The organism is Brevundimonas mediterranea (genome assembly GCF_014196125.1).
Lineage (GTDB): Bacteria > Pseudomonadota > Alphaproteobacteria > Caulobacterales > Caulobacteraceae > Brevundimonas > Brevundimonas mediterranea.
Genome location: NZ_JACIDA010000002.1, coordinates 689,791 through 715,887, shown reverse-complemented (window position 1 = coordinate 715,887; position 26,097 = coordinate 689,791). Strand labels below are relative to the sequence as shown.

The 26,097-nt window shown below is 63.7% G+C and carries 15 protein-coding genes; 6 read left to right on the top strand and 9 right to left on the bottom strand.

The features are described 5' to 3' along the window. Positions 1-7: 7 nt before the first annotated feature. A complete protein-coding gene (traA, locus tag GGR11_RS12290) occupies positions 8-2,998 on the bottom strand; it encodes a Ti-type conjugative transfer relaxase TraA (protein WP_183197397.1) in 2,991 nt (996 codons plus the stop codon). 428 nt (positions 2,999-3,426) lie between these two features. Here traA and GGR11_RS12285 point away from each other — a divergent pair, with 428 nt between their 5' ends. After that, entirely contained in the window at positions 3,427-3,714 is a 288-nt protein-coding gene (locus tag GGR11_RS12285; RefSeq protein ID WP_183197394.1) for a mobilization protein, read from the top strand. A 13-nt stretch (positions 3,715-3,727) separates the two neighbouring features. Beyond that, positions 3,728-5,320 carry a type IV secretory system conjugative DNA transfer family protein gene (locus GGR11_RS12280; protein WP_183197392.1) on the top strand — a complete coding sequence of 531 codons (1,593 nt, stop codon included), beginning with the start codon at positions 3,728-3,730 and terminating at the stop codon, positions 5,318-5,320. A 51-nt stretch (positions 5,321-5,371) separates the two neighbouring features. Here the strand turns inward: GGR11_RS12280 and GGR11_RS12275 are convergent, their stop codons facing one another. From GGR11_RS12275 to GGR11_RS12245, 7 genes are all read right to left on the bottom strand, one after another. Beyond that, the gene (locus GGR11_RS12275) at positions 5,372-6,100 is read right to left on the bottom strand and encodes a hypothetical protein (RefSeq protein ID WP_183197390.1); all 729 of its coding nucleotides are present in this window, start codon (positions 6,098-6,100) and stop codon (positions 5,372-5,374) included. 6 nt (positions 6,101-6,106) lie between these two features. Next, on the bottom strand, positions 6,107-6,604 hold the full coding sequence (locus GGR11_RS12270) for a Panacea domain-containing protein (protein ID WP_183197388.1): 498 nt from the start codon (positions 6,602-6,604) through the stop codon (positions 6,107-6,109). A gap of 443 nt (positions 6,605-7,047) precedes the next feature. Beyond that, positions 7,048-8,970, bottom strand: coding sequence for a UvrD-helicase domain-containing protein (locus GGR11_RS12265; RefSeq protein WP_183197386.1), 1,923 nt, complete (start codon positions 8,968-8,970; stop codon positions 7,048-7,050). Continuing rightward, positions 8,963-11,242 carry an ATP-dependent nuclease gene (locus GGR11_RS12260; RefSeq protein ID WP_183197384.1) on the bottom strand — a complete coding sequence of 760 codons (2,280 nt, stop codon included), beginning with the start codon at positions 11,240-11,242 and terminating at the stop codon, positions 8,963-8,965. Before GGR11_RS12260 ends, GGR11_RS12265 begins: the two co-directional genes overlap by 8 nt. Before the next feature lie 306 nt (positions 11,243-11,548). Continuing rightward, a complete protein-coding gene (locus tag GGR11_RS12255; RefSeq protein WP_183197382.1) occupies positions 11,549-12,037 on the bottom strand; it encodes a hypothetical protein in 489 nt (162 codons plus the stop codon). Positions 12,038-12,086: 49 nt separating this feature from the next. Then, on the bottom strand, positions 12,087-14,645 hold the full coding sequence (locus GGR11_RS12250; RefSeq protein ID WP_183197379.1) for a DEAD/DEAH box helicase: 2,559 nt from the start codon (positions 14,643-14,645) through the stop codon (positions 12,087-12,089). Continuing rightward, on the bottom strand, positions 14,635-16,383 hold the full coding sequence (locus tag GGR11_RS12245) for a DNA methyltransferase (protein ID WP_183197377.1): 1,749 nt from the start codon (positions 16,381-16,383) through the stop codon (positions 14,635-14,637). The genes GGR11_RS12250 and GGR11_RS12245 overlap by 11 nt, the downstream gene beginning before the upstream one ends. Before the next feature lie 525 nt (positions 16,384-16,908). On the opposite strand from GGR11_RS12245, the gene GGR11_RS12240 reads away from it, so the two are divergent. Together GGR11_RS12240 and GGR11_RS12235 are read left to right on the top strand one after the other, a co-directional pair. Further along, the gene (locus GGR11_RS12240) at positions 16,909-17,913 is read left to right on the top strand and encodes a hypothetical protein (protein WP_183197375.1); all 1,005 of its coding nucleotides are present in this window, start codon (positions 16,909-16,911) and stop codon (positions 17,911-17,913) included. Between the two features lie 180 nt (positions 17,914-18,093). Further along, positions 18,094-20,193, top strand: coding sequence for an ATP-binding protein (locus GGR11_RS12235; RefSeq protein WP_183197373.1), 2,100 nt, complete (start codon positions 18,094-18,096; stop codon positions 20,191-20,193). Positions 20,194-20,736: 543 nt separating this feature from the next. Here GGR11_RS12235 and GGR11_RS16660 read toward each other — a convergent pair. Next, complete coding sequence (locus GGR11_RS16660; protein WP_221205251.1) at positions 20,737-22,164, bottom strand: tyrosine-type recombinase/integrase; 1,428 nt, start codon at positions 22,162-22,164, stop codon at positions 20,737-20,739. Between the two features lie 237 nt (positions 22,165-22,401). Between GGR11_RS16660 and GGR11_RS12225 the strand changes: the two genes are divergently transcribed. Both GGR11_RS12225 and GGR11_RS12220 read left to right on the top strand, forming a co-directional pair. After that, positions 22,402-24,237, top strand: coding sequence for a DUF885 domain-containing protein (locus GGR11_RS12225; protein WP_183197371.1), 1,836 nt, complete (start codon positions 22,402-22,404; stop codon positions 24,235-24,237). Positions 24,238-24,262: 25 nt separating this feature from the next. Further along, entirely contained in the window at positions 24,263-26,092 is a 1,830-nt protein-coding gene (locus GGR11_RS12220) for a DUF885 domain-containing protein (protein ID WP_183197369.1), read from the top strand. Positions 26,093-26,097: the final 5 nt, after the last annotated feature.

The window sequence follows — 26,097 nt, the reverse complement described above, 5'->3', positions numbered from 1 at the left end:
GACTTCGTTACAACGACAGGCCCCGATGCAAGTCCCGCCCGATCTGCTGGGTCGCCTGCTGCACGCTACGCGCCGAGATCACCCGACCGAGGGTCGAACTCTGGCCCATTCCCAAGTCCTGCGCCCGCGACCGCACCAGCGATGCCAGCTGCGGATCGCGCTTCAGCGTACCCGCCATCGCTTTCATGCGCGCCTCCACGCGTTGGCGTTCGCCTCTGTGCCGCCAACCGTCCAGCCGGTCATGCTGCGTTTCCAGCCGCTTCCAATCCTTCACCAACCGGTCGGCCTTCAACATCGGATCATGCCGCACCCGCGCTTCGCGGCGGATGGCGCCCGCCAGCTCGGCACCGCGTTCAGACCCGCGAAGATCCCGCATGGCGCGCCAGGTTGAGGGCTCATGACGCAAGGCGTTATGCAGGTCGCGCGTCGCCCCCGGCCTCGTCTGATCCAGCAGCGCCCCGGCCTCGCGCAGTTCGCGCTTCTGACATTCAAGCACGGGGAGCTTCTGGGCGCGCGTCCGCTCGGTATCGTCCATAGCCCGCGCATAGCGCTCCACCGAAACCTCCAACGTCTGCGCGGGAATGGGAGCCGTTCGCCCCGGCCCCGACGACGACAGGCCCCCCACGCGGCTGAACTGCGACGGCGCCGCGCGCTTGTTCAGGGTCAACCCGTCGAACAGGCCCCGTTTGCGAGATTCGGCGTCGTGACCCGTGGCGCGGGTCGGCGCTTCGATGCCGCGCCGTGCGGCATAGTCCAGCGTGGTTTCCTTGAGCCCCGTCCGCGAAAGCCGCGCCGACAAAGCGTCCTGCTCCTTGAACTCATTCCGGTCGGCATAGAGGGTCGCGGTCTCCCGGTGACGGGTCATGGCCACATAGGTCAGATGCCGGTCCATCGTGCCTGACGCGAGCACATGGGTCCGGTCGACCGTCGCCCCTTGCGCCTTGTGGATGGTGGTGGCGTAGCCGTGATCCACGGCGGCGTAGTCAGCGATCGACACCGACACGGTGCGGCCCTGACCCGGCCCCTTGGCGGTGTCCAGCCGCACCTCAAGCCGACCGGGCTCGGCCCGCGCCACCGTGCCCAGCATGCCGTTCTTCACGCCGAGGTCGCGATTGTTCTCGCGGAATAGGATGCGGTCCCCGGCGGCGAAGGCCCGCTCGCCTTCGGTCGTCCGATAGACCTGCTCGCCACCAAGCTCGCCCCGGTCCTGCCGCGCAGCCCGGATCGCATCGTTCAACTCCGCCACGTCCACGCGACGATGGGCCAGAACCAGACGCGACCCGTCTGGCCGGGCGTCCATATCGGCGATGACGTCGGCGACGATCGCCTGCCGCGCCGCGCCGGGATTGGCCTCGAAACGGACGGCGCCGCGCTCGGCGTAGGCCGCCAGACCCTCGGCGGTGCGGTGCCGGGCGAAGTCTACGGAGGCGTCCCGCTGCCAGCTTTCGCGCTGCCGTCGGATTTCGCCCAGCTCGACGAAGCCGACGCGTTCGGCCACCGCGCGGAAGGCCGCCCCCGGCCCGATCGGCTGGAGTTGCTCGGGGTCGCCCACCAGCACCACTTTGGCGCCACTGCGATCCGCCTCAGCGAGGACGCGCGAAAGCTGGCGGCTCCCCACCATACCGGCCTCGTCGATCACCAGCACGCTGCGCGGATCCAGGCTGTCTCGACCCCGCTCCCAGCTCCGTTCCCAGCTCGCCAGCGTCCGTGAGGCGATCCCCGACGATTCCTCCAGCCCTTCGGCCGCCTTGCCGGCGAGGGCCGCGCCGATGACCCGGTAGCCTTCGGCCTCCCACGCCTGACGCGCCGCGCCGAGCATGGTGCTCTTGCCGGCGCCCGCCATGCCGACCACGGCCCCGATCCGTTCGGGACCCGTGAGGTGACGAACCGCCCCCGTCTGCTCCCCGGACAGGAACGGCCGCTCGGCCAAGGCCCGATCCGTGTGAGCCCTACCGACGCCGATCGTACGGCTGTCCGCCAGTCGGTCGGCGCTGTCGGCCATCGACTGTTCGACGGCGATCATCTCCGTGGTGGAGTAGCGCGCCGGCTCCAGAGTGCGCCCGAACTCATCGCGTTGCTCCGGGCGAAGCTCGACCAAGGCGGGCGAGGCCATCGCCGCGGCGAAGGCCCGCTGGAATTGGTCGGGATCATCGACGTAGCGGTGGATCACCCTGGCCACGTCGTTGCGGTCGAACACGCTCTTCTCGTTGGTGACGATCGTCAGCGCCTGTTCGGGCTTCTCGGGGATCAGTCGGGCGTTCCGCTGCGCCTGTTGTTCATCCTGACGCGCCCGCACCACGGATTTGCCGCGCCGGTCCATCTGGGTGGCGTGGACGCCCATATGCTCGGTGGGCTCGATCTCCAGACCGCAGGCCTGATGCGAGCGATGATCGATACGGAGGTCGTGACCCGCCAGCGCCAGATGCCGGTTGGCGCGGTCCTCCCAATCCAGACGAAGATCGCGAAGCTGATCGTGCGAAGTCGGCAGGCCGAGCGCGATCAGCTTCTTGTTCTCCAGCTCCATCTCGGACTTCTCGCCCAACTCCTCGCGTTCGACCTTGCGTGTGGTCAGCAGGATGTGGGCGTGGTGGTTGCGCACGTCGGTGTCGCCGTGCGGGCTGTGGATCGCAAAATCCACCGCCACCCCGTAGCGATCGGCCAGCCCTTGAGCGAACTCCCGTGTCAGCGCCAGCCGCTGCTCGGGCGTCAGTTCGTGCGGCAGCGCCACCTCCACCTCGCGGGCCACCCGCGCGTCCTTGCGGGTCTCTGCGAACTCCGCCGCATTCCACAAGTTCGAGCGGTCCTGCGCCCACTCCGCGTCCACGCCGTCCGGCAGCACGATCTCGGTGTGCTCCACGCCGCGACGGGCGGTGAAGTCGTGGGTCTGGCCGTCGCGTTCGTTCGTCAGCCTCAGCGAGGCGCGATAGGCGGCAGCCGCGACGGCGCTACGACCGCTGCTGCGGCTGATCGGCTTCATCGCCAGATGATAGATCGCCATGACGACCTCCAGGGAGCCGCCGCTAGGGCGGCCAGTCTGGCGGGCCGAGATCACGCAAGGCCAGGCTGCAACCTGGGTCCGTCGATCTGAAAATACCAAGCCCTGAGTTGCGCAGCAACTCGTAAGTGCGCCCTTCGCTAATCTTCACTTCGCTCGATACGCTCGGTGGGGTGCGCTTGTGAGCAAGCGGAGCGAGCATCCAGAGATGCCGTTCAGCAACGCAGCATCAGTCGCCGTGCGAATCGGATTGCCTGCTGTGGGCGAGCATGGTGGGGCTGGCGGTCCGTCGCAATGGCGCGGTGAACACCGGGGTATTGCTCGGCCGTTGCTGATTGCATCGCCGGGGTGCGTCGCTGTTGACCGATGACGGCTTGGCGCTCTTGTGCTACCTTGGGTTCTGGAAAAGGAGCGGCGACACGGAGGAGACGATGGCGAGGCGGTCAATCGCCGAGCGGCTGGCTCAACTGGAGGCCCAGCGGAAATCGCTACAGACCAAGCTCGGCAAACAGGAACGGGCCAGGGACACGCGCCGCAAGATCCTGCTCGGCGCCCTGGTCCTGCACCGACTGGAGAAGGGTCAGGACGCCTTCTCCAAAGAGCAGCTTCCCGATTGGCTGCGGCGTGAACTGCCCGGCTTCATCACCCGTGACGACGACGCCGCCCTGTTCCCCGATCTGCTCGGCGGCGGCGCGGCGCCGCTGCCAGACAAGACTTGATCGGGCGCCCGGGATGGTGCGGTGGGTCTTTGGGTGGATCGGGCTGACTGCCACCCTGATCGGCGGCTACCTGATGGGCACGATCGTCGGCTTGGTCTTCATCATCCCGTTCATCCTGATCCGGCACACCAATGAAACTGAGCAGAACTGGCTGTTACTCGCGGCCGGATCGACGGGCGCCCTTATCGCCTGGCTCAAACGGCGGGCGGCGGGCGCGGGACTCGAAGATGCCGGCGACGTGCATGGCTCGGCCCGGTGGGCCAGCGAGCGCGAGGTGCGGGCGTCGCTGGTCGGCGGCGACGGCCTGATCGTCGGGCGCGAGAACCGCAGGAACGGTGCGCTTCTGCGCTACGACGGCGAGCAGCATCTGATCACCATCGCGCCTACCCGCTCTGGCAAGGGCGTCGGCGCCATCATTCCCAATCTGCTGACCGCAAACCGCTCGATCCTCTGCATCGACCCCAAGGGTGAGAATGCGCGGATCACGGAACGGGCGCGGCTCGGCTTCGGGCCGGTTGAGGTGCTGGACCCGTTCGGCGCATCGGGCGTGCCGTCCGCCGCCTTCAATCCGTTGGATGGTCTCGATCCGGACGGTCTGGAGCTGGCCGAGGACGCGGCGCTGTTGGCCGATGCCCTCGTTTACGATCCGCCGGGCCAGACTGGCGAGGCGCACTGGAATGAGGAGGCCAAGGCGCTGATCAGCGGCATCATCCTCCATGTCGTCTGTTCAGAACATCCGGGCACCCGCAACCTCGTCACCGTGCGCGAGAGGCTCACCAGTGCCCCCGAGGCCTTCGACGAGATGCTGGCTGTCATGCAGAAATCCAGGTGTGCCGGCGGCCTCGTCGCGCGGGCCGCCAATCGTCATCTGAGCAAGAGCGGTCGGGAGGCGGCGGGCGTGCTGTCGTCGGCCCAGCGCCATACCCACTTCCTCGACAGCCAGCGAATGGCGGCGGTGCTGGAGCACTCGGATTTCCGCTTCGAGGATCTAAAGGCCGGGGTCGGCACGGTGTTCCTGGTCCTGCCGCCGGAGCGGTTGAGCACCCATGCTCGCTGGCTGCGTCTGCTCGTCGCCCAAGCCATCGGAGCGCTGGCCCAATCCCCGGCGCGGCCCGAGCGGCCGGTCCTGCTGCTGCTCGACGAGTTCGCGGCCCTGGGTCGGTTGGAGCCGCTGGAGCAGGCCTTCGGTCTGATGGCGGGCTATGGCCTGCAACTCTGGCCCATCCTCCAGGACCTGCATCAGCTCCGGAGCGTCTACGGCGAGCGGGCGGGGACGTTTCTGTCGAACGCCGGGCTGATCCAGATCTTCAACGTCGGGGATGTCGAGACCGCGAGCTGGGTCTCCCGGTCGATGGGCTCGGGGACCGTCGCCTACCGAACGGCGAGCAGCGGAGAGTCGCAATCGCCGGGGCCGATGATGTTCTCGCAAACGTCCACCAATACCTCCACGACAGATCATCTCGTGAAGCGCGAACTGCTGACGCCGGATGAGGTGATGCGGCTCGACTCCAGTCTCGAGATTCTATTGCGCCAAGGGCAAGCGCCAGTCGCCGCACTGAAGGTGCGGTATTTTTCTGATCCGGAGTTCGTCGGCACTATCAAGTAACCGTGTCGGTACTCGCATGTTTCGGTGCCTGCTTCAGCACCTCAATCATACTTACTCGGTGATGCCGCCAGACGGGTCGAACAGATCGGGACCTCGATCCTTGGGCTTGCGCTTGGCCTTCTCCGTCGCCTTGCGCTCGGCCTTCCGCTCGCTGTGAATCTCGAAGGCCGCGAGCAGGATGCGCAGGGCGTCCTCCAGTTCCGCCGCCGACACGGTTCCCAGATCACCACCGTTGATGACCTGAACCTCGCGCCCGGCACGCGGAGTCTGTTCCCGCAAGTCAACCCACTCCATCGCCGCGTCTTTGAAGTCGCCGACGAAGAAGGTCTGACGCAGGATCGTATTAAAGATGGCGCGCTGGGTTGGGTCGAGCGTCCGGCCCTTCCAGCACTGCGCCCAGAGCACCCGCAGACGACCGTCTTCAACCCAGAACCCCGACGGCCGCACCGGGATAGATACGCCGCTGCCGATGGGGAATAGGTAGCGTTCGCATTCGCGGAACCACGGCACCTTCTTCTCGGCGGCATAGGGCGCGAACGCCGTCACCAGCCCCTTGTTCGGCGCGATGTTCTTCTGGTGCTTGTCAGCCGCGACTTGGCCCAGGGCCCATTCAAGGGACTGACCTTCCATCAGTGGCTTGAACAGTCTGCGGCCGGGATCGAGCGAGAACGGTATCTGCGCGAGATCGAGCTTCTCCATCTCAAAGACGGTTGCCTCGATCGTGGGCCTGATCAGCGCCACGGCGTGTTGGACGGATGGGGTTCTGCGCAGATCGGCCATCAGCGGTTACACACGCCTCCTTAAGATATCGCGGTAATATGATTCGGTCATCGAGTCCGGGATGACCATTCCGGGCATCGGGCGACCCTCCGCCGCCGTCCACACCTGGTCCCACGGCGCTCCCGGTTCGTGGGTCTTCTGGACAAGCCAGAACGCAGATTTGGTCCCGTAGAACTTTGTCATCTGTTCTACGTGCTGGCGCTCCTGATCGCTCAGCCCGACCTCCACCGGCACGTCCTGTCCAGTCGTCAGGTCAATGCGGGTCAGACGCCCTTTGATCGGCTTGTCGCCGTAGGTCCGAAGCTGGCGGTAAACCTGCGGATGGACTGGACCGTGCTGCCAAGCCTCGAACGCGGAGTCCACCAACGCCTCATTGTACTGGGCCAGATACCAAGCATGCGCGAAGTAGATGATCTTGTTCAGGGGCAGGTTGGAAAGGACCAAGCCGTTCGCCTCAGCCACGTCGAGGACGGCGTTTGCGATCTCCCTGACGTCTCTGGCCAACCGATTGTCCTTCGGCCGAAATGGCCAACACGAATCCGTATCCAGACCATAGCCGAGTTCGCCATATGTTCCAACGACTGGCGATCGTGAGTGTTGATCAGATTGTGGAAGCCTTGGACGCATAGGCTTGGTTCCAGCCACCAGAGGCGGCTCCTAGAGCCAAGCGCACCTAACGTGCTCGTCGCCAAAGCGGCGATTACCGACCGCCGCTCTACGCCTAAGGCCTATAATGCGCCAGGAGCGGTCGTTGAACAGTGTACTGGAAGCGGACATTTGCCGCTGTGGAAACGCCATGGAGTGGAGCTGCACGCCAGCCGAAGGCGACGGAAGCGAGCTGGGTTGATCGCGTCCGGACCGTTGTCATAACGCTCGCCAAACTGAAGCCGTGAGCGGACTGCGCTGTGAAGGGAGATCCTGTTCAAAGCGTCCTAACCGCGTTAGCGCTAAGCCAAGGCTGCTCCGTCGTAAACGGCCGCATCTGGGAAGATGCCGGAAGCTCTGACCTGACGTTCCGCGTCCGCCGTCGAGGGCGCGAAATACACGACGATGAGGTCGGTCAGAGCCCGTGTGCAACACACGTAGAAAAGTCGTCGAGTGCGATCGACGGATGTTGGCTTGCCTTCACGCATGTTTTCCAGATCGCGGGCCGAGGGAGCCTTCACGCCGAAGTACTTGTCGTACGAGAACTGAACGTGCGTACCCTCATCGTCATCGAGCACGACTAGCACTCGTTCGAACTCCGCACCTTTGATGCCTTGCTGCGTTGAGAAGGGCGAGAGCTGCTGAATGTACCCGCGATAGCCTCGAAACTCAGAGGCAGCACATCGGAGGAGAGCGTCCATCGCTGCGATCTCGCGACCGCCATCTTCCTCATCCTCGTCGCCCTCAGCAGCCTGTGGCTGCGCTGGGGCGCGATCATCCAGAAATGCCAAGAGGCGTGGATCGAGTGTGAGAAGCCGTGCGTCCCGTAGATGGGTGAAGACGTCACCAACAGACGCCCCAGATCCGGCCTGCATTTGTGCTTGTAAATGCGCGCTCGCTGTTCGGAGCTTGGCCAGAAGCGCAGCCACGCCGGCCTTCGGAAGACTGTCTTTCTCAAGCAATGGACACTGCTTCCGCAGCAGCGACATCGCCGCAAACTCGTCGCCGGCTTCCAACGCCTCAGTAAGTGGAAGGACGAAGCTCTCGAATGGTCGGATCGGCCAAGCTGAAGCGTCGAGAAATCCGTCTTTGAACGCGCTTGGCGCTTTATCATTCATCGCGGCGTACAGCGCGCCGAAGCCTAGGCGATCGGCTGCCATGCGATGGACGATCACGAGCATTTTGAAGTCAGCATCGGGTCCGTCTGCCCAGGCTGGGTTCTGGTCCTCGCGCGCTACGAAGCCTCGCACCGCTGCAAGACGTTCGTTTCGCCGCCCATCGGCCGGAAGAACAAAGATGCGAGCCGAACCTTCAACGACCGCACGGACGCCGTCGACTTCCGCACTCCGCCCTCCAATCTGGACCAGGTCATCACCATCACGTCGAATGGCGTTCGCAACGTTAAGCACGGTGCGCGGGCAACGGAAATTCTCCTCCTTCTCAATCAGTAGCCAGCCATTCTCCAGCGTGATCGGCCCGATTCCGGTGGGATAGATCTGCTGCATCGGGTCACCGAAGAAGCCAAGGCAGAAGCGGTTGCCAGCTTGGGCTGCGACAGCCTTCAAGGCTTCTACAACAGCCTCTTGAGTGTCCTGACTTTCATCGACGAAAACGAACGGAAACTGCTGCGCTACCAACGTCCGAAAAAGTGGGCGCTCGCGCATAAGGTCCGTCGCCATATGAATGATGTCGTCGTGCCCGAGAATGCCTTTTGGGTAGTCACTGCCAGTGCCGTAGGTGAAGTTTTTCACGCTTTGCACCTCGGCAGTCGCCGCCTCGTACCGCGCGATGTCACGCTGGTTTTTGTCGCGGGTGCGCTGCTGAACGCGCGGGCCGTAGCCGGCCGCCGTCGCAGTCAGGTCGTCGATCCTTTCACCGATGCGGCGCAGAACCCAGGCTTTAATGTCCCGCTGAAATGAGCGCGTGATCGACCAGAGGAAGCTATGGATCGTCGAGACGTGAACCAGCGGATTATTCCCAACATCGGCCCAAATTTCCCCGGCCGCGACCTCCGTGTAGGTGATGCACGCGATGCGTTGGCGTCGCAGTTTTAGCGTTTTGCCGTGGGTGGCGACTGTGGTCGCAAGCGCCTTCACCAACGAGGTCGTTTTGCCGGAACCCGCGCCAGCGACCATCACGAAGCAACGCAGTTCCGCTCCCAATAGGCATGTGGCGAGTTCAAGGTCTGCCGCAGTGTCGGGCTTGTTCGCGCGACTGCTACTCATGCGGAGCTCCGTCGACCGCCTCGGCCGCCTCGACGATGGCATCCGCCTCCTGCTCGACCTCCAGATCGACCTGCTCCGCGAGCCATAGGAGCCCGGCTCGAATGTAACCCGGCGACACCCAAGCATCCTTGTTTGCAGCGAGGACCTGGAGTGCGAACTTAGTTTTGTCGAAGCCCTTTCCGCCCACACGCTTGTGCAGGCCTAGAGCAAGCGCCATCGGGTCAACGGCTGCCTTCCGAAGTTTGAGACCCACAGGTTTCTGTTCAGCCGCTTGGCACCACGCGGCGTTCTCAAGACCAAAGGCCTCTTCAAGCGTACGACCACAGAACGACGTCGTCTGACCGCCCCAGGTGACGTCGGTTGCCGTCTGATAGGTGACCATTACCTTGGAGGGCTCTGAGCCGATTAGATCGGCCGTCTTTTCATCCGCCGTTGCGGCGAGAAGCTCCGCAATGGTGCGCCTCTTCGGCAGCCACTGAATGAGGGTCTGATTTGACGTTTCGGCACCGGCCGTGCTGGGCAGGCAGGCTTTGCCATACCGCTTGACCGCCGGATCGGCGGCCTGATCCGCAGGAACCTCGAATTCGATTTCCTCTTCGTCTTCGGAATCATCCTCTTCGGTCACGGTCGGGTCTGCCGCAGCGGTTACGCTGTCGATGTCGGTTACGATCAACGTGGTGATGCCCAAGAACTCAATGAGCTCCTTGAACCGATGACCGAATGCACCGCCAACCTCCAAGATCGAAAGGGCGGCCGAACGCAAGCCGGTGGCTTCCTTCTCGATCATCAGCGGCATGAGAAGGCGTTCGACGTTGCCCTCCACCAAGATCGCAGCGTCGGCGAAAAACAAATCGCAGTGCGTCAGTTTCAAATAGCGCTGGAGAAAGTCGCGGTCCTTGGGAGCGTCGCCGGGCTGGAACGCGGAGAGGTTCAACACCTGGGTCGTCTGCTCTTGATCGACCACGTGCCGGCGGAAGTAGCGGATTGGTGCGAAGCCGCGCTCGTAGAGCACATGCGGGGAGTGAGTTGTGACGACTACTTGGCTGGCGAACGCGCCCTCGATCTCGCCAGGCAGGCTCAATAGGCTGAGGACATTTCGCACAAAGACTTGCTGCAGCTGGGCATGGAGGTGCGCTTCCGGCTCCTCAATAAAAATCAGGTGCAGAGGGGGGCGTTTCTCTTCCTCCGCCACCCATTTCGCTTGGAGGTCGAGGATCTCCACAACCATGTAGATGAGGTTCTTGAAGCCCAAGCCATTGTAAGTATCCGGAAGTCGCGTGGCATCGTCACCATCGCCAAGAATGTAATGGATGCGCGCGTCCTGGCTCATGACCGACGCGGGGTTCAGCGCAGACTTGATCTCCAGACGTGGATTATTCAGGCCCGGATATCCAAGGGTCGCTATCCGTTCGAGCGTCGGCGCGAAGACATCCATCAGGTGCTGGTTCAGTCCGACCTCTGACGCGAAGAGGGCGGCGAGGGCGGAGTGGTCTTCTTCGCGCTGCTCTAAATTTCGCTGATAAAATCGGCTCAGGCGGCGTGACAGGTCTTCCGATCTGCCAGCACTTCCTTCGGTGCGCGACGAGGGGTCCGCGAGGTGGCGCTGAGCGTTGAGACAATCGACGCGGACAAGTGATTTTAGGACAGCTGCGCCGCTCAATTCACCGGCGATGAGTGCTGGCTCATAGCCTTCGTTGGCGACCAACTCGTCGTTGAACTGTGCACGGTCAAGGACCGAATAACGGAGCTCGAACTCGCTATGGAGCTCCTTCTCCAAGTAGTCCGTGAGCGACTTGGGCCACGGCACATAGTTACCGCTGCTTTCCGGTAGCGCGGCTGCATGTGCGAGTGCTGTCTGCTTCTGCTGGCGATAGCGTTGGAGGAGTTCGCCGCCATTTTTGGCGGCGAGTTCGACGCGGACTCCGACCATGTTGCCCGCCCACGCGGTGCTCGGGAGGATTGGGATGGCCAGATACAGATCCGATTCGGTTACCTCAAACCAAAGGTCCAAGCTGATCGCCGGGATGACGGCGTTTGTGTCTTCAGCAGGGTTACCTTCCTCGAGAACATTCAGCTCTCTCCACGTGTTGGAGCTGAAGTCAAAAAGTGAAAAACGGTCCTTCGCACCTGACAAGAACATGATGATGGCTTGCGTGGCGGATGTCTTCCCGCTGTTGTTTGCTCCAACGAAAATCGAGATATCCGGTGCGAGCTCAACGCGGACGTCGCGTAGCCGTCGGTAGTTCTTGAGACGGTAAGAGTGTAGATACATATGGCCCCCTCGCGCGTCTATTACGGCTATCTCAACCAGAGGTCGAAGTCGAGCAAGAGCTAGTACGGTCAGCAGAAGCGCAACGACCGTTGGCGCTTCGCGCGATGCGACGAGAAATGGATGGCGTCGCCGGCCATCTGGAAGCTAGCCTCCCGCTTGTCGTCCTTCAGCCGGTAGGCCCACCGCTGGAGACAGGCGACCCCCTGCGTCTCAACAGCCAGGCGATCGACTTGGTTTACCATCTTTCCACACGGAAACGAATGTGAGCGGGGAAGGCCGACTGGGGGAGCCCCACCGGTCTCCAGCCTAAAGCTGAACCGAGACCTGCCAGTTCGTCGACCGGCTTCGCGACAGGATCTCTGGTACGGAAGTCAGCAAGAGCTCTCCGGTCAGCTTGTTGAACAGCGCCACCCGGTGGCGTTCTCCCAGCTGATTAGCGGCTTGGATCTCCGCCTCAGTAAGTGCAAAAAAGAACCCCGCGAAACCGGGTTTGACCCGTGGCTGGTTCGCCGTCTTGATTTCAATGAAGGTGGTGAGGGCCAGCTGCGATCGCAGCCGCTCCTGATCAATGTAGTCCAAGGGAGAGGGGGTCGCGAGCGCGTCGAAACTCGAGGCTTTGAGGATGACGCCGTCGCGCTTGAGCGCCGCGAGAAGCCCTGCGAGCGCGGCCCCACGCGGGCGCTCGGTCCAGTCCGACTGAATCAAGGCGGCGGTGCGCTCTCCCTCGGCCCCACTTCGATTAGAAAACCGGGCCAGATGCACCCGGCGCGATGTGATCAGGTCAATCGGCTTCATGCTGCCGGCCACGGCTGCGGCGATTGACTTCTCGCGGCGGTTGGCCAGCTCACGGCGCGAGAGCGCCAGCCAGACTCGTTTTCCAGTCCTCGTCCTGCAGCAACATCGTGAACCGGACAGAGTCGGGCGCTTCGTCAAATAGTTCGACTTCACCGGTTATCGGTTGGCGATAGGCCGCTTGAAGCGCGTCCATGAGCTCGCGCTTGAACCGGGTGTCGTCGTTGTCGAGCTGCTTGCCCTTGGTCTCGAGGACCATGAGATTCCTGCCGTCGCCGGCGAAGCGAACAAGGAAGTCCGGATAGATCCTGTTGCGCCGCCAACCCTGCAAGCCCCAGGCGCCTCGCGAGGTTAGGCGCCACCACCAGGCGAGAGCGTCCTTGCCGTCGAGATAGAGGGCGACGTCGGTTTCGAACCCGTTGAGCTCGCCGTCCTTCACGCCGTCGACGAAGAGCGTCCGGCCGACCTTGTCCCCGTGGTCATCAGTCAGCCACCTGTCGACGCGAGGACGGAAGGACGTTTCAAACGTCAGCGGCATTTCCCAGTCGACCGCAGACCCTGTCAATCGGAATGCAATTATGCCCGCGTCCAACTTCGTCATGAAGATGGCGCGGGCCGCCGCTTCGACCTTCCCGCCCAGCTCGACGCGGATAGACGAAACAATATCCAGCCGTCCGCGGCCGATCTCGACGTCGCCGAGGCCGCGCCCCCGAAGCGCTGCGATCGCCTGATCGACGAAGGTCATCGCCACCCACGGGTTAGGGACCAATCCCAAGAGGCGTCGGGCCAAATCGGGTCGATCGATCTCGCCCGCCAAGCGCTGGGTGGGCGACGCGGCCCCGGCCGCGAGCTGACCGTTCGTATAGTCGACGGATCGACGCGCCCTTCGCGCGCCGGGCTCGTCGAGGACCAGATCCGCGCCGCCCTCATATAGAAGTGCGGACCAGTCGACTTCGGCCAGGATATCCCGATCGAAATCCAGGAGGCGCACACCGCCCTTGTCGTCAGCATGAGTCACCGTGGGCACGAGAACCCGGCTGCCGGCCCACTGTGGGCGCCGCCCCACGGTCCGCGTCTCGGCCTCGGCCAGTCCTTGGCTGCGCACCTGCAGCCTCAGGTCGGCCATGCCTTCCTCACTCAGACCGTTGCGCACCCCCTCGACGGCGTCCTTGACCGTCGTGTCGGTGCAGAACACCCAGGCGCTGTCGAGTTCCGGAACGCCGGTCCGCCTTGCGCCTGGCTGTCGCAGCACCCGCCCAATCATCTGCGTCAGCGCGGTCTTTGCCCGCGACTTGGTCAGGAGCGTCAGGACATAGGCGAAGGGGCAGTCCCAACCTTCACGCAGCGCGTCCCGGGTGATGATGATACGCACCGGGCTGGTGTCGGACAGCAGCTGGTCGTCCAGTTCCTTGTCGATGGCGGTCTGCCGGCGAATCCACTCCGGCGGCACCCCCATCCCGATGAGGGCGTCGACGGCGTCCTCGGTATGGATGCGGCCCTTGTCCCTCTGTTCCCGGCCGGTGACCTCGACGCGGACCAGCATGATGGGCCGGATGTACCGACCGCTCGTCGCCTCATGATCCAACGCAAGCCGTTCGAGCCGGGCGCGTTGCTCCAAGGCGGCCTGCAGGGTGTCCTGCCACGGCACCTGGTTGTCGGCGACAAGCTCGATCGGCAGCTTGATCATCTCGGCGTCGCGGAGCCGCTGCCCGCCGATCTTCACCAGGATGTTGGACAGCTCGCGGCCCGGCGTGGCCGTCAGCTCGACCAGAAAGCGCGGGTTGAACTGCCCTAGCAGGCGCCGCCGTTCGACGCTGTAGGCCGTATGACCCTCATCGAGCACGATGACCGGGCGAATGAGCTTGAGCGTATTGCCAAGGCTCTGGACAATCGCCCCCGGCTCTCCGCTGAGCAGGTCATGCGTCTCGAGGTTCGGAACGCGCGCCTTCAGCGCCTGGGCGGCGGTCAGGTCGTCTCCCTCCGGATAGAAGCTGGCGTAGCGTCCGCTTTCGCGGAAGACCTTGAGCGCCTTCTGTTCGGAGTTCTCACGCGGGAGCCGCGCGGACTGAAGCATCAGAAGCATGACGGTCAGGCCGTCCTCGACATCCGCCCGCGAGAAGTCCGATCCCTTTTCGAGCAGCTTCAGCCGGCCGCCGCTGGCGATCTCCAGCGCCTGGCGAATGGGATGGCCGCGATCCCGGAGCTGGGCCCGGGTCTGCTGGTAGATGGCGTCCGAGGGGACGAGCCAGAGGACGAAGCCCGTTGACGCCCCGTTCAGCCCGGACAGGATGCGGCCGACTGCGTGCCCCGCAATCAGCGTCTTGCCCGACCCCGTAGGCAATTCGAGGCAGACGTGCGGCGTCTGGCGCCCGTGACCATCCGGAAGATCACGCCAGGGGTCGGGCGAAGCGGTCTGCCCGGCCTGCTGGAGCGCGGCCCAGGCGACAACCGGGGGGTCCGGGAGAACGGCGAGGAGCGGCGCACGCGTCGCATCGTCTAGGGCTTCGAGCGCTGCGCGCTGGTTCGCCTCCGCCACGCGAGCCTGTGCGAGCGCCTGAACGTAGCGGTCGAGCGCCTCGAGGGTGTCGAGCTGGTACTGCTTAAGCTGCATCGCCGGCTGGCCCCGTCTCGGTCCCGTCTCCGAGAATACGATGGATCGCATAGGGGAGCTGGCAGAAGGTCACGCCCATGGCGCTCAGCGTCTTCTGGGCGACGAACTTGCCTGCCGCGAAGATCAGCACGGGCTTCCCTTCGGCGGCCGCCGCGATCCGCTCTGCCGTCGCCATGTCCAGCATGGCGGCGTTGGATCGCATCCAGGTTTGATCAGGCCGATAGATCAGGTGAAGACGGAAGCCGGCGACGGCCCCGGCGTATCCGTCAGCCCCTTCTTCCCCTACGCTCAGGGTTGCGCCTGTCGCCGTGTAGGCGACGTACTCCGCCAGGCGGCTCCAGCCCGGCTCGGCTCCCTCGCCGGCGAAGAAGCGCTCGATATTCATTTCTTCGCCGAGCTCGCAGTAGGAGAACGAGCCCCCGAGGCCCTCACGGATCGCTGCGTCCGACGCGGCCGGCACACCCTTGATTGTCCGCCGAACGCGCTCAGCGGTCAAACCATCGGCATAGTCGCCCGCCTCGACGAGGATGAACCGCCGATCGCCGCCGTCGGCCTTGTTTAGGGAGAGGACAGCATGGGCCGTCGTGCCCGACCCGGCGAAGGAGTCCAGCACCAGGGCGTCCGGCTTGGCCACATAGGAGAGCAGCCATTCGATCAGGGTGAAGGTCTTGGGGTTCTTGAATTTCAGATCGGACATCCCGGCCGAAAGCTGACGGAGCTCATTGGCCCCCCGACGCCCGTCGATCTCGACAACGGACGGCATCTTCTCCTGATAGGTCTCGAGATAGGTTTTCAGCCGGATGAGCTGTCCTGGATCGTCCGAAAAAATGATCCGGTCTTCGGCGAGGAGTTGATCCCGTGTCTCCTCGGGGAAGCGGTAACCCATCAACGGCTTGGGGACGTAGGTCTGGGTGAGGGGGTTCAGGAGCTCCCAGTCGTACCCCTGCTTGCCCGGGTTGTGCACGCTCCGGCTGGCCGCATAGATTCCCTTGCGGTCGATCATCTCATAACCGGCCAGCGGGCCGAGCTGGCTCTTCACCGACTTGTGCCAGACGCGATAGGCGGCCGAGAGGTCGGCGTCGCCCTTAAAGGTCGCTAGGAGCTCCTCGCCCTTGGCGAGCATGACGTCCTTGACGTCCGACAACGGCGCCTTCCAGACCGACGCGCTCTCCTCCTTGCTGCGCGCCCAGACGTGAACGTACTCGTGCTCGATCGCGATCCGCGTGGGATTGTTGTCGGTCGCGTTCTTCCAAACGATCGTCCCGAGCCAGTTGTCCTCGCCGAAAATCTCGCCGAGGAGCGCCTTGAGCGGGCCCGCCTCATTGTCGTCGATGCTGACGAACAGCACGCCCGAGGGAGACAGTAGGTCATATAGCAGGTGCAGGCGCGGCCACATCATGCAGAGCCATTTGTCGTGGCGCTCCATATCCTCCTTGTTGACCAGCGACCCCAGCCAACTGTTCATCAGGGGCGAGTCGACCCGGTCGTTGTAGCGCCAGTCGTCCTTGCCGGTGTTGTAGGGCGGATCGATATAAATCACGTCGACTTTCCCCGCATACCGCGGCAGCAAGGCCTTCAGGGCATGCAGGTTGTCGCCATGGATGACGAGACTGTCGTCCAGCGCCGGCCCGACGGGACCGGGCGCGCTTTTGTCCGCGACCACTCTGAGTTCGCGAAACGGCACGGCCAGATGGTGGGAATAGACAAAGGGCTTGCCCTTGAATTCCAGTGTCGGCACGAGCGCCCTCCATTTCTCGCGGATCTCGCCGCTCCGTCGCCCTTATGGGCTGAATCGCAAGCGGAACGCATCCTGAGAAGTTGACGGGCCGAACAGCGGCGGGGAGCGCCTTTTCAGCAGTAGGGCCCCGCCTGGTCGAGACGGTACTCCTGATCTGATCTAGGGCGGCGCCAAACGCCGCCGATTGACTCGCCCGGCTCCCCCATGACCGCTTCTTCCCTGCCGGTCGCGCAGCCAGCATGAGGGATATGAAGCAGGTCAGGCCGATCGTCAGGCTCGACGCCCAGTGGGGTCTGGCAGCGGCTTCGAGCCAAGGCCGAAGGCAAACGTCTCGCCGTTCGCGAGGGTCCCGTCGAGCCATGTGTGCCTCAGCGGCGCACATGCGATGAGAATGGCGTCGGCCATCGCCGAGCCGACCCGTCCAACCGTTGGGGTCGACCTACGCGCGGCCTGAGCGGTAAGCGTCAAATATGAACCCCCCAGAGCTAGCTCCGCTCGCCCGCACTCACAGACATTAAAGGCGCCATGACTCAAGCCCCACCCACTCTGATCGAAGAAGCTCGCGACGTTCCCGAACGCGCACTGCGGATTTACGCGCGCCTTTGGCAATTCGAGACTTGGCTGCGGTCAATAATTTATGTCGAGTTGCGGGCTTTGCTTGGGGATGACTGGCGTGCGTCGCTCAAAACGAACCCGCGATCGTTCGAGGCGGACAAATTCCTCAAACACATGCCGACGCCGGAGATGAACGCGCTCAGTTATGCGTCCCTCGGGCAGCTTGCGGGTCTGATCGACGCACACTGGGAGTGCTTCGCCATTTACCTGCCGCCGAAGCCGCTCTGGGACACCAAACTTAAGGAAATCGAACAGATACGCCACCGCATCGCTCACTTTCGCGCGGGGCACCCTGACGATCACTCTCGCCTTCTGCAGTTCCTGCGTGACCTCGATCGCGGATTCTGGACGTTCTGCACCAGCTACAACGACCTTCTGCCCATCTTGCCGCCGGACCGCGACAAGGTCACTCGACATTTCATCGGATATGACCCGCTGCCATGGGGCGAGATCGAGCCGGGGCAGTGGGCGAGGATCGGATTTGTCGACAAGTCGGAGGTCGTCAACGTCGTAGTCAACCTTCTACGTCGCCCTTGGGCACAAGACTCCGAGGCCGTCGACGGCGCGACGGGGCGACTCTACGACGTGGTCTTCATGGGGGGTGACCGACGCATTTTCGACTATCGCAGCTTACTGGAGCGGACGAAAGCGAACCACGAACGTCTCGTCCACATCGCACTTGGCACAGGCGAGGCCTTCCGCCTGACGATTCCGGCGGTCCTCGGTTCGGCGGTGGTCATCGAGATCGTAGAGGACTGGCTTGAAGCGGCGCGAAACAACGTCAGGCGTGGTCCCTACATTGCGGCGACCGCCGCCGACGCGATCGCTGCCGAGTGGCCGGAGTATGTGCTCGGGCCGACCCACCCGCTGGCCTACCTCGGACCTGACATGCCGTGCAGCTTTTTCGATGCTTGAGACCGCCTGTTGAACACCCAACGGTCTATTTGATCTTTGGCCACGAACCGAGCATCGCTTGACCGCCGTCGCCGCTGCCTTCCTATCGCCAAGACCACCACGCCTTAGAAGCCGTACTTTTCGCGGCGTTCGGGTTAGGAACAACCACTCGCACCTTGATCGGCGAAGACTGGAGCCGCCTTGCCCGCCCTGACGCCAAATATCGAAAATCGCGTTCGAAAGCTGCCGAAACCCTCAAACGCGACCCAAGGATTGCAGCCTCTTTTCGAGGCAGTGAGCAACGCCATGTTCGCGATCGAAGACCGCTTCGGTGATGACGTGGCCGGGGGCAGCGTTCGGATCGCGGTGACCAACCTCTCGGATCCGGATCGGATTTCAATCCTGGTGGCGGACGACGGTGTGGGGCTAGACAAGGAACGCTACGAGGCCTTCTGCGAGATCGACACCGACTATAAGCGCGCCAAGGGTGGCAAGGGTGTCGGCCGTCTCTTCTGGCTCGACGCCTTCTCCGAGATTTCGCTCGAGAGTACCTACGCGTCGGGCGACTCCATATCGGTTCGTCAATTCGATTTTGTACTGAATAACGCCGAGCAGGTGGTCTCTCGGATCGAGGACGAACCCGCACCCGAGAGGGCCCAACGGGGCACCTGCATTCGTTTCAGCGGTCTGCGCACCAAGGAGTACGCCGACGCGTTTCCAAAGCGCCGAGACACCTTTCTCCGCTACTTCAGCGCACACTTCATCGCCGATTTTCTTATGGGATCGGGGCCCTCGATCCTGATTGACTTGGATGGCGAGCCGACAACCTATCCTCAAGCCGTGTCGGACTTAACCGTCGGGCGGCCCATCGACGCCGAGTTCAAGCATGAGGTCTTCGGCGCGCTGAAGATCACAGGGTTCACCTGTCGCGCCGAAGCCAGCACCGGCCTTGAAGGCCGCCATCAGCTCCATCTCTTGGCCAATAGCCGCACCGTCGAGACCCGAAAGGTCGACAATCTGCTCGGAATTGAAACTCTCTCGCGCGGCGACGAAACCGACCTTGTCTTTCATGGCTGCGTGTCCGGCGAATACCTTGATCTGCGCGTCAACGAAGGGCGCACGGCGTTCAATCTGCCTGAGCGCACGCTCAAGGAAATCAGTCGCGCCTGCATGGACGTGGTGCGAGACCGTATGCTGCCCGATCAGGTCAAGGCATATGTCGCCAAGCGTAAGAAGCGCTACGAAAGCTTCGTTGAACGATACCCGACCTTCGGTTTCGACGACGATGCGACCCAACTCGGCCGGGTACCGTTTCATGCGGCTAGCGCTGAGGACTTCGCGTCGGGCCTGATCAAGTATCAAATCCGGCGGGAGGAGAGCCGGCAGATTACACTCCAGAATTTGATCGACTCCCTCGACCTGGGAGAGACGCCGATCCACTTCGATGCATCGGTTGCAACTGCGGCTCGCGAAATACAGGCTTCTGAGCAACTAGCGTTGGCGCAGCACGTCGTGCGCCGCAAACTCGCGCTTGAACTTTTAGAGAAACTGATCACCCGCATTCGGGCCAGAGAGGGGAAGGAAGACGATTACCATTTGGAGCGGACGCTTCATTCCTTCATCTGCCCTATGGGCGTCCGCGGCGACGATCCCGCAGAACCTAAGAGTCGCGCACATGATCTCTGGATTGTGGACGAGAGGCTGGCGTTCACGCGCGCTTTCTCGTCAGACAAGCGTCTCGACGCCGTTCTCGCGCAAGGTGGATCATCGGATCGGCCCGACCTTCTGGTGTGGGATCTGGCCTATGGCCTAGGCGTTACGCACCCCGCGCAAGAAGACGCCGTCGATACCTCCGAGCCTCTTCGGACGGTGATGGTCGTCGAGTTCAAGAAGCCGGGACGCAAGACTTATGGGAAGGCGGAGGACCAGATTGAACAGCAGATCACCCGCTATCTGGCGCAGTTGAAGGACGGAGAAATCGAGTCCTTCGGGCGCTCCCGGGTTCGCGTCGCTGATGACTGCGTCTTTCACTGCTATATAGTCGCCGACATCGTCGGCGATCTAGAGCAACAGCTCTCAAGCTGGGACACCACAGCGAACGGTCAAGGACGTCTCCGGAGCCTCAAGGGCCGCTACCGCGGTCAGATCGAAGTCATCCAGTGGCAGGACTTGGTCAATGACGCTTGGCTCCGCAACCGGGCGACCCTGCACACCGCAGGCTTAAGCCGACAGCGGCCGACCAGCCTGCAGGCTGGAGAAGCCCCAGAGGTCGAGGAGAATGTCCTTGAGGACGACGATTAAGGCGACCGCAGCGATCCTTTCGGCCACACCAGCCGCCTCAATGCGCCAGCGGTTATTCCCGTATTACCAGGAAGTGGGCTTTCGCTGAGCTGTCGACCGACATGAGGCTAACGCCAGCTGCGATAGGATCGGGTGCACTCGATCAGAACCGTCTCGACGCCCTGCGGCTTCCCGCAAATGTTGTATTGTTCGCTCGAAGTTGCCCATCCGCAAGCGTGGGCACCCAAGGCCTGCCGGAAAGCAGACCCTCAAGGGTCCGCTCGGAGTCAGAGTGGCTATTCGCGACATCGCCGATCCCCAACGTATAAAGCCTTGCTTAGCCCCCACCAAGAGCGCCACGGCGCGCGGGAGCATAGCGGCGGAAGACGCAGGCCCGCGGGCCGCATCGAACTCGACGCGGCTTGCTCCACCGGCCTGCTTAGCCAGACGGCCGATCAAGGACGCAGGCTGCGCATCGGACGTATGGCAGAGACGCAGACCAGCCCTTCGCCACAGCGGCGCACCGAACTCGGCGCGTGATCCTCGGCGGCGAAGGCCGGGACATTAATGAGGCTTGCGCGGCTCGGTGTTGATCTTCGCACGCGCGTTCCGTTTGACCCTAACGGTTTGCTTGTCGTCTGTCGGGGTCGCCAGCTCCCTCGGCTCCCAGTCGCTCATGCCTTGAAGAACGAGGTCGGCGTGTTTGATGGTGTCCACATGGCCGTAGTGCTCCTGGATCATCTGCACTGACGTTCCCATCTGCTCGGCCAGCAGCAGTTCGCTGACACCTTCGGTCAGGCGGATGGTGGCATAGGTGTGCCGGAACGAATAAGTCGAGCGCAGAATGCCGGAGGGCCCGACGCGCAGATTGGCGTCTTTCAGAAGGTCGGCGATGAAAGATTTGTAGAGCGTGCGTTCCGTCGTGCCGGTCGCACTGCTGAACACAGGAGCCTCGGGCGCCGTGCTCACCGCTATGGCGCGGATACGGTCGAGGTATTTGCCGACGTTTCCGCTCGGCGCGACAAGTTGGCGGGACTTGCCCTTGCCTCGCACGGATAACACGGTGACCGGCTGGCCGTTCTTGTCGGTCGCCTCCATCACGTCGCGCCAACGGAGGTTGCGCGCCTCGGAAGGCCGCATGCCCGTGTTGCACATGATGAGGACGAATTGATAAACCATGGCCCGATACCAGCGGGCGGTTTTGGTCTCGGCAGCATCGACCCATTTGGTGCGGGCGTGGGTGTGAAGCCTGCGATATTCTTCCAGCGAGAACGCATCCCGGCGCTGCTTCTCGAGCGACGGCATCCCTTCGATACGGTGATGAGCCGGGGCCTCCTGTTTTGAAACGGCGTCATTGATGATGGCGCGGTAGATCTTCATCTCGAAACGGATCGTCGCGTCGCTGACGATGATCCACTCCGTATTCTCTGGCGCCGGTGTCTCCGTCGTCTGGTTGCCGACCGTGCGCGCTTTCTGCTTCGCCTTGGCGTCGGCGAGGGTCTTGGCGGCATCGCGCTCGGCCTCTGTCATCGGACGCACATTGCCGTGGCGGGTCATCCGTCCCTGACCCAGTGACCGCCGCCAGGACGGATAGTTCTGCCAACGGTCCAGAGCGATCAGGTCGATCTGGGTCTTGCCGACATAGGGGTTAAGCTGGTTCTTCACGACGGACTCGATCAGCTTGACCCGGCCCATCGTGATCTCGCCGCGCTGCGCGCGCAGTTTCTGTTCCGCGATGTAATCCTTAGCCACGGCGGAGAACGGGCGGTTGAACACCGGCAGATTGCGTTTCAGCGCAAAGCGGACTTCGCTCTCGTGATCATAGGCCAGAGTTCGCGCCGTCGTGATATCTGGCGTTTTCAGGGCTATGGTCTTGTAGCGCGTCGCCTTCGGCAGCCTGACGCGGCAGTACCAATCCCGGGTCTGCAAGTCGCCGCGCCGGAAGATGACCAGGCCGGGTTTCAGTTCTTCCTTGTCCGTGACAAACGCCATGACAGCCTCGATCGTCGTGCAGATTTCGTGCACATCGCGGCGCTAAGTCATTGATCTGCCGTGACGTGCATACAACGTGTAGCAACATTATAGCAAAAAATACTGTGTAACTCTAGATATTTAGAGATATGGCCTTATCCCTATGGGAGAAGGAAGCGGCCTACCTATCCGCAATTTCACTTGCGGCCTGGGGCTCTCGGCGCTCCATTGCGGCCGACATCTTCGCAGGGGCCTTCCATGATCGACCGTCGCCGCCTTCTTCTGTCCGCCGCAGCCGGGGCGGGCCTGGCCGCCGCAGGGGGGCAGGTCTTTGCCGGAACCGCCCCGGCCGGCGACGCCGCCGCAGCCAAGGCCGCCCTGGCCGGCTTCATGGACCAGACCTTCGAACAGACCCTGGACCTGAGCCCCGAGGCCGTCACCGCCTTCGGTCTGGACAAGGGTCCGCGCACCGCCGCCAAGTCCCAGCTGACCGCGCCGACCCTGGAGAACGAAGAAAAGTTCCGGGCCTTCACCAAGGCCCAGCGCGCCGCCCTGAGCGCCATGGACCGCGCGTCCATGGACGCCCAGGACGGCATCTATTTCGACACCATCGCCGACAATCTGGACGGGGTGATCGCCACCTTCGCCATCCCCTATGGCCAGGGCGGCTGGCCCAACCCCTACCGGGTCAGCCAGCAGGGCGGCGCCTATCAGTCGACGCCCGACTTCCTGGCCAACCAGCACACGATCGAGACCGCCGCCGACGCCGACGCCTATGTGGCCCGCGTCAACGCCTTCGCCGACGTGCTGAGCGCCGAGACGGACCGTTTGCGTGAGGAGTACGCCCTGGGCGTCATTCCGCCGGACTTCATCCTGGCCAAGGCCATCGCCCAGCAGGACGGCATATTGGCCACGAACGCCGCCGCCTCGCCCCTGGTCGCCTCGGTGGCGGATCGGGCGCGGGCCAAGGGACTGACCGGCGACTGGGGCGCCCAGGTCGAGACCTTGCTGAGCCAGCGGGTCTATCCCGCCCTGTCGGCCCAGAACGCCCTGCTGAAGGCCGCCCTGCCCCGCGCCGGCCACGAGGCTTCGGTGCGCCGCCTGCCCCAGGGCCAGCAGTATTACGCCAACAGCCTGCGCTTCATCACCACCACCCGGCTGACGGCCGACGAGATTCACCGGACCGGCCGCGCCCAGATGGCCGAGCTGACGGCACGCGCCGACGGCCTGCTGAAGGCCCAGGGCCTGACGCAAGGATCGGTGGCCGAACGGATCCGCGCCCTGGGTCAGGATCCAAAATACGTCTATCCCAACACTGACGCGGGCAAGGCCGAGCTGATCGAAAAGCTGAACGAGCAGATGGCGGACATGCAGGCTCGCCTGCCCGGCGCCTTCGGCCGCCTGCCCAAGGCCTCGGTCCAGATCAAGCGCGTCCCGCCCGAGATCGAGGCCGGCGCCCCGATGGGCTATTACAACTCGCCCAGCCTGGATGGGACCCGGCCGGGCATCTACTGGATCAATCTGAAGGACACGGCGGAATGGCCGTCCTGGACCCTGCCGACCCTGACCTATCACGAGGCCACACCGGGTCACCATTTGCAGATCAGCCTGCAACAGGAGAGCGCGGCGGCGCCCAAGCTGATGAACCTGCTGGGCTTCTCCAGCTATGTCGAGGGCTGGGGCCTGTACGCCGAACAGCTGGCCGACGAACTGGGCGCCTATGAGAATGATCCGGTGGGCCAGATCGGCTATGTCCAGTCGCTGATGTTCCGCGCCGCCCGTCTGGTGGTGGACACCGGCATCCATTCCAAGGGCTGGAGCCGCGAACAGGGCATCCAGTACATGATGGAGGCTTATGGCGACCAGGAAGGCGCGGCCGTGTCCGAGGTCGAACGCTATTGCGGCTGGCCGGGACAGGCCTGCGCCTACAAGGTCGGCCACAACGAATGGGTCCGCCTGCGTGAGAAGGCCAGGACCAGCCTGGGCGACAAGTTCGACCTGAAGGGCTTCCACGACACGGCCCTGGCCACCGGAGGCGTGCCCCTGTCGGTGCTGGAGCGGATCGTGGACGGCTGGGTAGCGACCCAAGCCTAAGGCCACTAGGGCTGAGGAGGCAGAGATGATCGACCGTCGCCGACTATTGCAGACTGGAGCTCTTGCGGGCGTCGCCGCATTCGCCGCGCCGGCCTTCGCGCGCGACCAGACGGCGGCGGCGGACGCCCTGGTCGCCCGGATCGGCGAGCAGGCCGTCGACATCAATCCGCAGCTGGCGACCAATCTCGGCCTCGATACAGGGCCCCGCGCCGGCCTGAAGTCCGCCCTGGCGGGCCGAGGCCTTCAGGACCGGGCCAGGGCGATCGCCCTGAACGAGGCCTGGCTGGCCGAGATTCGCGCCATCGACGGCTCGAGCCTGACCGGCCAGAGCGCCGCCAGTTTCGAAGTGGTTCGTTTCCAGGCGGAGGCTCTGGATGCGGCCAAGGGCTTTGGCTACGGCGATTTCGGCTTCGTCGATCCCAGCGTCTATCCGCTTCAGCCCTATACAGTCTCCCAGCTGACCGGCGCCTATCAGGCGACGCCGGATTTCCTCGACACCCAGCATTCGATCGAGACCGCCGCCGACGCAGACGCCTATCTGTCTCGCCTCTCGGCGTTCGCACAGGTTCTGGACCAGGAGACCGAGGCCAGCGGTCTGGACGCGGATCGCGGCGTGATTCCGCCGATCTTCATCGTCGCCAAGGCGCTGGATCAGATGCGGGCCCTGCGTGCGCCGACCGCCGCCGAGGCGGGCCTGACGCGCAGCATCGCCCGACGCACTGCGGAGAAGGGCATCGCCGGCGATTGGTCGGAGCGTGCCGCCGTCATCGTCGAGCACGAGATCTATCCGGCGCTAGAGCGACAGATCGCCCTGCTCGAAACCTGGAGGCCTCGCGCCACGACCGACGCGGGCCTCTGGGCCCGGCCTCAGGGCGAGGCCTATTACGCCGCCAATCTGCGGCTGATGACCACCACCGATCTCGACCCCGAGACCATCCACCAGATGGGGCTGGACCAGTCGCGCGACATTCTCTCGCGCATGGACGCCCTGCTGAAGGCCGAAGGCATGACCGAGGGGACGGTCGGCCGGCGAATGGCCGCCCTGGGCCGCCAGCCGTCGCAGATCTATCCGAACACCGATGCGGGCAAGGCCCAGATTCTGGCGGATCTGAACGCCCAGATCGCCGACATGGAGGCGCGACTTCCGCAGTATTTCGGACGGCTGCCGAAGGCGAGGGTGGAGGTCCGTCGCGTGCCCGCCGCCATCGAGGCCGGGGCGCCGGGCGGCTATGCCGTAGCGCCCAGCCTGGACGGGTCGCGACCGGGCGCCTTCTACATAAATCTGCGCGACACGGCCGAATGTCCGCGCTTCAGCCTGCCGACCCTAGCCTATCATGAGGCGCTGCCGGGGCATCATCTCCAGGGCACGCTTGCGATCGAAAACACCCGCCTGCCTTTGATCTCGAAGGCTCTGTTCTTCAGTGCGCACGGCGAAGGCTGGGCGCTGTATTCGGAGCAATTGGCCGACGAGGTGGGCGTCTACGCCGATGATCGGTTCGGCGAATTGGGCTATCTGCAGAGCCTGTTGTTCCGCGCCTCGCGCCTGGTGGCCGACACCGGGTTGCACCACAAGCGTTGGAGCCGGGAACAGGCGATCCGCTACATGGTGGACACGGGCGGCGACGAGGAAAGCGCCATTGCCACCGAGATTGAGCGGTACTGCGTCTGGCCCGGCCAGGCCTGCAGCTACAAGGTCGGACATACCGAATGGGTGCGTCTGCGCGAAAAGGCGAAGTCGAGTCTGGGCGACCGGTTCGATATCAAGGGCTTCCACGACACGACCCTGGCCGCCGGAGGCGTGCCCCTGTCGGTGCTGGAGCGGATCGTGGACGACTGGGTGGCGACCCAAGCTTAGTCTAG